Here is an 8,833-nt window from a genome sequence, read left to right on the forward strand (position 1 = left end):
CGTCACTCTTGATGCGCGGACGCCGGCCCGAGGCCGAGCAACCCGGCCAGCGAGCGGCGGTGGTTGGTGTCGATGGTGACATAGACGCTCATGCCCGCCTTCAGCCTCGTGACGAACTTGTCGTCCGGATCGAAATAGATGCGGACCGGCACGCGCTGCACCACCTTGACGAAGTTTCCGGTGGCGTTCTGCGGCGGCAGGATCGAGAACTGCGCGCCGGTGCCCGGCGACAGCGAGCCGATCGTGCCCTTGAAGGCGTGGTTCGGAAACGCGTCGACGTCGAGTTCGACCGGCTGGCCGACTGCGACATAGGTGAAGTCGCTTTCCTTCGGATTGGCGTCGACCCAGGGGTGCTCGACGTCGATCACGGAAAACACCGGTGCGCCCGCGGCGACGAAGCGGCCGAGCTGGATCTGGTCGACCTGGGTCGCGACCCCGTCCATCGGCGCGCGCAGCGTGGTGTGATCGAGGTTGCGTTGCGCGTCGTCGAGCTTCGCCTTGGCCTGGGCGTAGGGCGGGAACTGCTCGATCGGCAGGTCGACATTGCCGAGCAGCTGCGTCTTGGCGTTGGAGACCTGCTGCTTGATGTACTGCGCGAGACTCGCGGCCGTGACTTGCGCGTTCGCCGCGTTGTCGAGGTCGAGCTGCGAACCGAAATTCTGCTTGGCGAGCGTCGTCTTGCGCTCGACGTCGCGCTGCTTCAGCTCGACGCTCTGCTCCGCGTATTCGAGCATCTTGCTGTTGATCTTGATGTTGGCGACCAGATTGTCATAGGTGGTCTGGGTCTGGTCGAGCGCCGCCTTGGCCTGAGCGACCGCCAGCTGGTAGGGCACCGGATCGATCTCGAACATCACGTCGCCGCGCTTGACGTGCTGGCCCTCCTTCACGACGATCTTGTCGATCTTGCCGGAGATCTCCGGCGTGATCAGCACCTTCTGTGCGCCGACATAGGCGTCGTCGGTGCCGACATAGCGGCCGCCATTGAGATAGAACACGCCGCCGCCGATCGCTGCCACGATCGGCAGCACGACGAGCAGCAGGGTGCGGCGATAGCGCCGCAGGCCGGCCATCAGGCGGCGGCGCGGCGCGCGGCTGGCCTTGCCCGCCGGTGTGGGCGAGGCCGGATTGCCCTTCTGCTCGGGCGCGAGTTTAAGGATGGGTTCAGCCATAGCGCTGCTCTTTTCGGGAGGGCTCGCCGGCTGGGCTTTGGATGGCATTGCGAACGTTTTCCTTGATCTGGTCCAGTTGGGTGAGCAGGCGATGCGCGTCAGCGGGGCTAATGCCCTCGAGCGCGGTCGCGGTGAGTTCGGAGCGCAGGCCGGCGAGCTTGCCCAGCAACGGACGCGCGGCCTTCTTCAAGTAGAGGCGGTTAACGCGGCGGTCGGTCGCGTCGCTGCGGCGCTCGATCCAGCCGGCGTTGCTGAGCTTGTCGATCAGGCGAGTCAGCGTGATCGGCTGCATCTCGAGCAGCTCGGCAAGCTCGGTCTGCTTCATGCCCTCGCTGCGCTCAACCTTGGACAGCACCGCCCATTGCGCGCGGGTAATACCGTAGCGCGCGGCCTCCTTGTCGGCGTACACGCGGATCAGCCGGAACAATTCGCCGAGCGTAAACAAAAAGTTCGCGTCCACGGGACCGCGCATGTGGCTTGCCTCCATAAGCTTTGGCTATAATAAGCTTGCTTATGAATTCTGCATGCCGGGTTAACGGAAGGCTGCCCCGCATTGCGCACATGGCTTCCGGGGAGGGTCGCAGGAGGGCTTTGGGAACCGGCGCAAAAATGCTACATACCGGGCAGATGAGCCTCGCAAAGCCGACATTTCCTGCTCCCGACCATGATCACGGCCGCTGCGCCGCGGACGCGATGGCGCATGCCGAGCAGGTTTGCACGCGCCGGGGGCAGAAATTCACCCCGATCAGGCGCCACGTGCTGCAGGCGCTGTTGTCGAGCCACCGCCCGCTCGGCGCCTATGAGGTGATCGACGAACTGGCCAAGTCGATGCCGCGCCCGGCACCGATTACCGTCTACCGCGCGCTCGACTTCCTGATGGAGAATGGCCTCGTCCACCGCATCGAGAGCCGCAATTCCTTCCTTGCCTGCGCGCATGACCACGACGAGACCTCGATGGTGGCGTTCCTGATCTGCGACCACTGCGGCTCAGTCGGCGAGATCCCGGCAGCCCCCGTCGCGCAAAGCCTCACGGCCGCGGCGCGGGCGTCCGGCTTCCTGCCAAAACTCTCCGTCGTCGAGATCGCCGGCACCTGCGCGCATTGCCAGAAATGATTTCGTCATTGCGAGCGGAGCGAAGCAATCCATTTCACCGCTTGCTGAGAAATGGATTGCTTCGTCGCTTCAGCGCAAAATTGCTCTGCAATTTTGTCGCGAGCTCCTCGCAATGACGGACTGAACGATGCGCAAGTCATAACAACAACACGGCGCCAAGCCGGCCGCGAGGAAACATGTCGATCCAGGCAATCTCCACCCCCACCGCAAGGCCCGCCAGCGTCGGGCACGGACTGCCGCCAGGCGCCATCGCATTGATGCTGATGCTGTGCGTGAGCTGGGGTTTCAACCAGCTCGCGGTCAAGCTGGCGCTGCCCGATGTGCCGCCGATGCTGCAGGCGATGATCCGTTCCGCCGGCGCCTTGCCGGTCATGTTGATCGTAGGCTGGTTGCGCGGCGCAAAGTTCTTCGTGCGCGACGGCACGTTGCTGCCCGGTCTCGCCGCCGGGCTGATGTTCGGCTGCGAATTCGTGCTGATCTTCTCCGGGCTGGTCCTGACCTCGGCGTCGCGCGCGTCCGTCTTCCTCTATACCGCGCCGTTCTTCGTCGCCCTCGGCTCGCACCAGTTCCTCGGCGAGCGCTTGAGCGCGATGCAGTGGAGCGGGCTGGCGCTGAGCTTTGCCGGCGTAGCGCTTGCGATCGGCGTGCCGCAGCCGAATGTTGATGCAAAAGTGCTGCTCGGCGACCTCCTGGTGGTCGGCGGCGGCGCGCTGTGGGCGGCAACCACACTGGTCGCCAAGGGCACCAATCTGCGCCGGGCGGCGCCGGAGAAAGCACTCGGCTACCAGGTCGCGGTGTCGATCCCGATCCTCGGCTTCGCCTCCTGGATTGCGGGCGAACGCATCACGCATTGGCCAAGCGCGCTGTCGGTCTCGTTGCTGGCCTATCAGGCGGTGTGGGTGGTGGGCTGCACCTTCGTGATCTGGTTTGCGATGGTGAAGACCTATTCGGCAAGCAAGCTGTCGGCCTTCACCTTCATCACGCCGCTGTTCGGCGTGGTCGCGGCCTATTTCGTCATGCACGATACGCTGACCCCGGTGTTCGGCGTCGCCGCTTTGCTCGTGGTCGCCGGACTCTATCTCGTCAACAAGCCCGATCCGAAGGTGACGCCGGACCCGAATGTGCCGGCGTGATGTTTTCTCCTCGTCATTCCGGGGCGCGCGAAGCGCGAGCCCGGAATGACGAGCATGTCGCGAGGATGCGAAGCTGCATCCCGATTTACAACTGTCATCGCCCGGCCTGTGCGCAATTGCGCACATGGACCGGGCGACCCAGTACGCCGCGGCCTTTCCGGTTGAACTCAGACGCCTCTGGAATACTGGGTCACCCGCCTTCGCGGGTGACGACACGGGAGTGGATCGATGGAGCACTACCCCACCTCGATCGGCAGCGACGCATCCTTGGCCCATTCGCCCATCGAGCCGTCGTAGAGCGTGAGGTTGTCGTAGCCGAGCCGGTGCAGCTGGAACAGATCGATGGTCGCGGAGATGCCGCCGCCGCAATAGGCGACGATGCGCTTGCTCCGGTCGATGCCCTGCGCGGCGAAGGTCGCTTTGGCTTCCGTGAGCGGCACGAAAGTCTTGTTTTTGGGATCGATCAGACTTGCCGCCGGCACGCTGACGCTGCCGGGGATGCGGCCGGGCCTTCCGTAGCGGCTCGGCTCAAGGCCCTTGTAGAATTGCGGACCGAGCGCGTTGACGATGACGGTGTTGGCTTCCGCGGTGGCGGCGAGCACGTCGTGCTTGCCGACGAACAGGCCGTCCTTCGGCCGGGCCGTGAACGTTGCCGGCGGATAGTGGCCGGCAAGCTCGGTCTCGATATCGCGACCCTCGGCGGTCCATTTGTCGATGCCGCCGTCGAGCACGGCGGCGCCTTCAAAGCCGAGCGAATGCAGCATCCACCAGAAGCGCGTCGCCCACATTGCCGTGCCGCTCGAATAGAGCACGACGCAGCTGTTGGGCGAGATGCCATGGCGGCCGAACGCGGTTTCGAGCTGCGCGACCGACGGCATCATGAAGCGCAGCTCGGTATGGGGATCGGAGAACTCGGCCTGCAAATCGAGGAAATTCGCGCCCGGGATATGCCCAGCCTCGAACGTCTGGCGGCCCGAGACGACAATATAGGGAACACCGCTGCCCGCGGGCGCCGGCTCCAGATAGGCTGTGCAATCGAACAGGCGCAAATCGGGCCGGGTGAGGATATCGGCGAGTTCCGCGGTGGTGATCAGCTCGTTATGGACAGCCATAGTCACCTCCGACGATGTTTAGGCGAATGGTAAGGTGCCCCGGATCACATGAAAAGCAGCGACTTGCCCTTTGAATCATCCGGATTCAGTCCAATATACCGGCCATGCAGGTCGCCGCTGCATGGCTTGCCTTTGGCCTCGATTGGCGTCATAAGCTGTTGAATTCACTTCGGAAACATATCGTCCGGCCGCGCATTCGCGCCGCTCATCGCCCCCTTGGTGAATGTCACCAAAACCTGATATTCGAGACGCCATGAACAAGCCCGAGATTTTGCCGCAGAACGACGTCGCTGGTCCTTCGCCGCGGCACCACACCACGCAGGTCATGGTCGGCAACGTCGCCGTCGGCGGCGGCGCGCCGATCGTCGTGCAGTCGATGACCAATACCGACACTGCCGACATCGAGGGCACGATCGCCCAGGTCGCAGCGCTGAGCCGCGCCGGCTCCGAGTTGGTGCGTATCACCGTCGACCGCGAGGAAGCGGCAGCCGCGGTGCCGCACATCCGCGACGGGTTGCGCAAGCTCGGCCTCACCACGCCCTTGATCGGCGACTTCCATTACATCGGCCACAAGCTGCTGGCCGACTATCCGGCCTGCGCCGAGGCGCTCGACAAATACCGCATCAATCCCGGCAATGTCGGCTTCAAGAACAAGCGCGACACCCAGTTCGCCGATATCATCGAGATCGCCAACAAGAACAACAAGCCTGTGCGCATCGGCGCCAATTGGGGCTCGCTCGACCAGGAGTTGCTCACCAAGCTGATGGACGAGAACACGGCTTCGGCGAATCCGCGCGACGCCCGAGCGGTGACCCGCGAGGCCATGGTGCAGTCGGCGCTGCTGTCGGCCGCCCGCGCCCAAGAGCTCGGCATGCCCAAAAACAAGATGATCCTGTCGGCGAAGGTGTCCGCCGTGCAGGATCTGATCGCGGTCTATCAGGAGCTGGCGCGCCGCTCGGATTACGCGATCCATCTCGGCCTCACTGAGGCCGGCATGGGCTCGAAGGGCATCGTCGCCTCGTCGGCCGCGCTCGGCATCCTGCTGCAGCAGGGGATCGGCGACACCATCCGCATCTCGCTGACGCCGGAGCCCGGCGGCGATCGCACGCTCGAGGTGCAGGTTGCGCAGGAATTGCTGCAAACCATGGGCTTCCGCACCTTCGTGCCGCTGGTTGCGGCTTGCCCGGGCTGCGGTCGCACCACCTCGACCACGTTCCAGGAACTGGCGCGTTCGATCCAGGATTTCATCCGCGAGGAGATGCCGGGCTGGAAGACCAGATATCCGGGCGTCGAAGAGCTCAACGTCGCGGTCATGGGCTGCATCGTCAACGGCCCCGGCGAATCCAAGCATGCCAATATCGGCATCTCGCTGCCCGGCACCGGCGAAGCGCCGGCAGCTCCCGTGTTCGTCGACGGCAAGAAATTCCGCACCCTGCGCGGCCCGACCATCGCCACCGAGTTCAGGGCGCTGGTGATCGACTATATCGATCAGAAGTACGGCAGCGGCGCCAAGGTGCCGGAGACGGCGGGCGCCGCGGAGTAGCAATGTCATGACCCGGATTGCGCTTCGCGCCATCCGGGCTACGATGTCTCCCAATCAAGAACGATCGGGAGACCGCCCATGAGTTCACTGTCCGGCAAGCAGGGACCGCGCTACCGGCACGCGGCCGCCGAGTCCGAGCCCTACGAGACAATCGGCGTTGAAAAACTGACGCCGATCATCGGCGCGGAAATCTCTGGTGTCGATATCGGCAGGCTGGTGTCCGACGATGCGCGCTCCAACCGCCAGATGGACGAGATCCATCGCGCGCTCGCCGAAAACCTCGTCATCTTCTTCCGCGAGCAGCATATCAGCCCCGAGCAGCATCTGGCCTTCGGCCGCAAGTTCGGCGAATTGCACGTGCACCCCGCGGCGCCGAGCGAGGGCGATCCGGCGCTGATGAAGATCTACGCCGACAAGGACAGCCCACGCGCCAATGGCGAGGGCTGGCACACCGACGTGTCCTGCGATCAGGAGCCGCCGATGGGCTCGATCCTTTATATCAAGCAGTGCCCGCCGCGCGGTGGCGACACGCTGTTCGCCAATATGTACGCGGCCTATGAGGCGCTGTCGGATCGCATGAAGGCCTATCTCGACGGGCTGACCGCGCTGCATGACGGCGAGCAGACTTATCGTGGCCTGTATACAAACTACGGCGTCGCCGACAAACGGGAATATCCGCGCGCCGAACATCCGATCGTGCGTACGCACCCGGTGACCGGCAACAAGGTGCTCTACGTCAACCGCGGCTTCACCCGCTTCATTATCGGCATCCCGCGCGACGAGAGCGATGCGATGTTAGCCTATCTCTACCAGCACGCCGAGAACCCGCTGTTCCAGTGCCGCTTCCGCTGGACCGAGAACGCGATCGCGTTCTGGGACAACCGCTGCGCCCAGCACCGCGCGATGTGGGACTACTGGCCGCACACCCGCTCCGGCACGCGCGTGACCGTGAAGGGCGAGCGGCCGGTGTGAGGCTCCACCCATCCTACGGACTGAAACAAAAATAAAATCGGGAGGTCGCCCATGCTGCGTGCCGAAGACAACAAATTCCTCACCGAATCCGGCGCAGGAACGGGGATGGGCGAATTGCTGCGCCGGTTCTGGATCCCGGTGCTGCTGTCGGAAGAGCTGCCCGAGCCGGACAGCGATCCGAAGAAGGTCACGGTGCTTGGCGAGGAGCTGCTTGCCTTCCGCGATTCGCGCGGCGTAGTCGGCGTCATCGATCAATACTGTCCGCATCGCGGCGCCAATCTCTGGCTCGGCCGCAACGAGGAATGCGGCATCCGCTGCGTCTATCACGGCTGGAAGTTCGATACCGACGGTGCTTGCGTCGACATGCCGACCTCCTATCCGGATCTCAACGCCAAGGACCTGATCCGCATCAAGTCCTATCCGGTGCGCGAATGGGGCGAGATGATCTGGGCCTATATGGGGCCGGCCGAGGCGATGCCGGATTTGCCGGCGCTGGAGATGGCGCTGCTGCCGGCCTCGCATCGGTTTGTCACCAAGAAGTGGCAGGACTGCAACTGGGTGCAGGCGGTGGAAGGCTCGATCGACACCGCGCATTTCACCTTCGCGCATCTCTCCTTCGAGAAGGAGGAGAACGAGATCCTCGACATCAAGCGGCATTTCGTCAATCCGCTGACGCGGGTCGCCACCGATCACATGCGCTGGATCGCCGAGGATCCGCGCCCGGTGATCAAGATCAATCCGCATGAGGCCGGGCTGACGGTCGCGGGCGGGCGGCTCACCGGCAGCGACAACATCTACTGGCGCATCGCCCAGTTCCTGATGCCGTTCCACAGCTACGCGCCGAGCTCGATGCCGGGCGAGAACATGTTCGGCCAGACCTTCGTGCCTGTCACCGACACCGGTTGCTGGATCTACACCTATGCGTGGAATCCGGACCGTCCGCTGACCGAGGTCGAGCGCGACGGCTACGCCAATGGCAATGGCGTGATGGCAGTGGTCGACGAAAATTATATCCCGCTGCGCAACCGGGCGAACGACTACCTGATCGACCGCAAGCTGCAGCGGACCAAGAGCTACACCGGCATCAAGGGCGTCTCCGAACAGGACGCCGCGGTGCAGGACAGCCAGGGTCTGATCGCCGACCGCACCCGCGAGCATCTTGGCCCGACCGATCTCGGCATCATGCATTTCCGCAAGCTGGTGATGGAAGCGGCGCGCGCGCTTCAGAAGGGCGAGGCGCCGCCGCACGCCAAGCACCAGGACCGCTACACCGTGCGCTCCGGCGCCTGCGTGACCAGCAAAGCGAAGGATCTGACTGCCGTCATGATCGAGCGGTTCGGCGATCCTGCGGGGTTCGTCGGCGCTCCCGGGCAGACTGCGGCGGCGGAGTGAGCTGTCGTCCCGGCCTAGTGCGCAATTGCGCACGGGGGCCGGGACCCAGCCACCGGCCCTTGTTGTGGAGGCTGGCTGTGGCCCCAGCTCCGCGCATCACCGGCATTTGTGGTAATGGGTCCCGGCCTTCCAGGCTGTGCGAGAAGTCGCGCTGCTTGCGACGGGATGGCTGCATCGGCCAGCAAAAATGCTCAGTCAGGCGGGCGTGAGTGCCAGCGCTTCCAGTAGGGCGGGCACCCAAGGATGTTGGTCACCCGCTTGAGGTTGTAGCAGAGGACGCCCAAGGCGAGTTCGGTCTTCGCCTTTTTCAGCCCCTTCACCAGGAAGCGGGGACCAGCCATCAGCCACTTCATGGTTCCAAACGGGTGCTCTATCGTCTCCCGCCGTCGCCTCATCCAG

9 protein-coding genes are annotated in these 8,833 nt (G+C 64.3%); 5 read left to right on the forward strand and 4 right to left on the reverse strand.

Annotated features, from left to right (window positions below):
• Positions 1-2: 2 nt before the first annotated feature.
• Together UP10_RS07285 and UP10_RS07290 are read right to left on the reverse strand one after the other, a co-directional pair.
• Entirely contained in the window at positions 3-1,169 is a 1,167-nt protein-coding gene (locus UP10_RS07285; RefSeq protein ID WP_044586700.1) for an HlyD family secretion protein, read from the reverse strand.
• Positions 1,162-1,641 (reverse strand): MarR family winged helix-turn-helix transcriptional regulator, encoded by a 480-nt coding sequence (locus tag UP10_RS07290; protein WP_156179692.1) that lies wholly within the window; start codon positions 1,639-1,641, stop codon positions 1,162-1,164. The genes UP10_RS07285 and UP10_RS07290 overlap by 8 nt, the downstream gene beginning before the upstream one ends.
• A gap of 155 nt (positions 1,642-1,796) precedes the next feature.
• On the opposite strand from UP10_RS07290, the gene UP10_RS07295 reads away from it, so the two are divergent.
• Both UP10_RS07295 and UP10_RS07300 read left to right on the forward strand, forming a co-directional pair.
• Complete coding sequence (locus UP10_RS07295) at positions 1,797-2,282, forward strand: Fur family transcriptional regulator (protein WP_044536284.1); 486 nt, start codon at positions 1,797-1,799, stop codon at positions 2,280-2,282.
• Between the two features lie 176 nt (positions 2,283-2,458).
• A complete protein-coding gene (locus UP10_RS07300) occupies positions 2,459-3,415 on the forward strand; it encodes a DMT family transporter (protein ID WP_044586702.1) in 957 nt (318 codons plus the stop codon).
• A 236-nt stretch (positions 3,416-3,651) separates the two neighbouring features.
• Here the strand turns inward: UP10_RS07300 and UP10_RS07305 are convergent, their stop codons facing one another.
• Entirely contained in the window at positions 3,652-4,527 is an 876-nt protein-coding gene (locus tag UP10_RS07305; RefSeq protein ID WP_044586703.1) for a sulfurtransferase, read from the reverse strand.
• A gap of 253 nt (positions 4,528-4,780) precedes the next feature.
• Between UP10_RS07305 and ispG the strand changes: the two genes are divergently transcribed.
• The 3 genes from ispG (at position 4,781) to UP10_RS07320 (ending at position 8,434) form a co-directional block, all read left to right on the forward strand.
• The gene (gene ispG, locus UP10_RS07310) at positions 4,781-6,070 is read left to right on the forward strand and encodes a flavodoxin-dependent (E)-4-hydroxy-3-methylbut-2-enyl-diphosphate synthase (RefSeq protein ID WP_044586704.1); all 1,290 of its coding nucleotides are present in this window, start codon (positions 4,781-4,783) and stop codon (positions 6,068-6,070) included.
• 78 nt (positions 6,071-6,148) lie between these two features.
• Positions 6,149-7,042, forward strand: a complete 894-nt coding sequence (locus UP10_RS07315; protein WP_044586705.1) for a TauD/TfdA dioxygenase family protein — start codon at positions 6,149-6,151, stop codon at positions 7,040-7,042.
• A 51-nt stretch (positions 7,043-7,093) separates the two neighbouring features.
• Entirely contained in the window at positions 7,094-8,434 is a 1,341-nt protein-coding gene (locus UP10_RS07320; protein ID WP_044586706.1) for a Rieske 2Fe-2S domain-containing protein, read from the forward strand.
• Between the two features lie 191 nt (positions 8,435-8,625).
• Here the strand turns inward: UP10_RS07320 and UP10_RS07325 are convergent.
• On the reverse strand, positions 8,626-8,833 hold a 208-nt coding region (locus UP10_RS07325), incomplete at its 5' end, for a transposase (RefSeq protein ID WP_044588322.1).

This window comes from Bradyrhizobium sp. LTSPM299 (genome assembly GCF_000938235.1).
GTDB lineage: Bacteria > Pseudomonadota > Alphaproteobacteria > Rhizobiales > Xanthobacteraceae > Bradyrhizobium.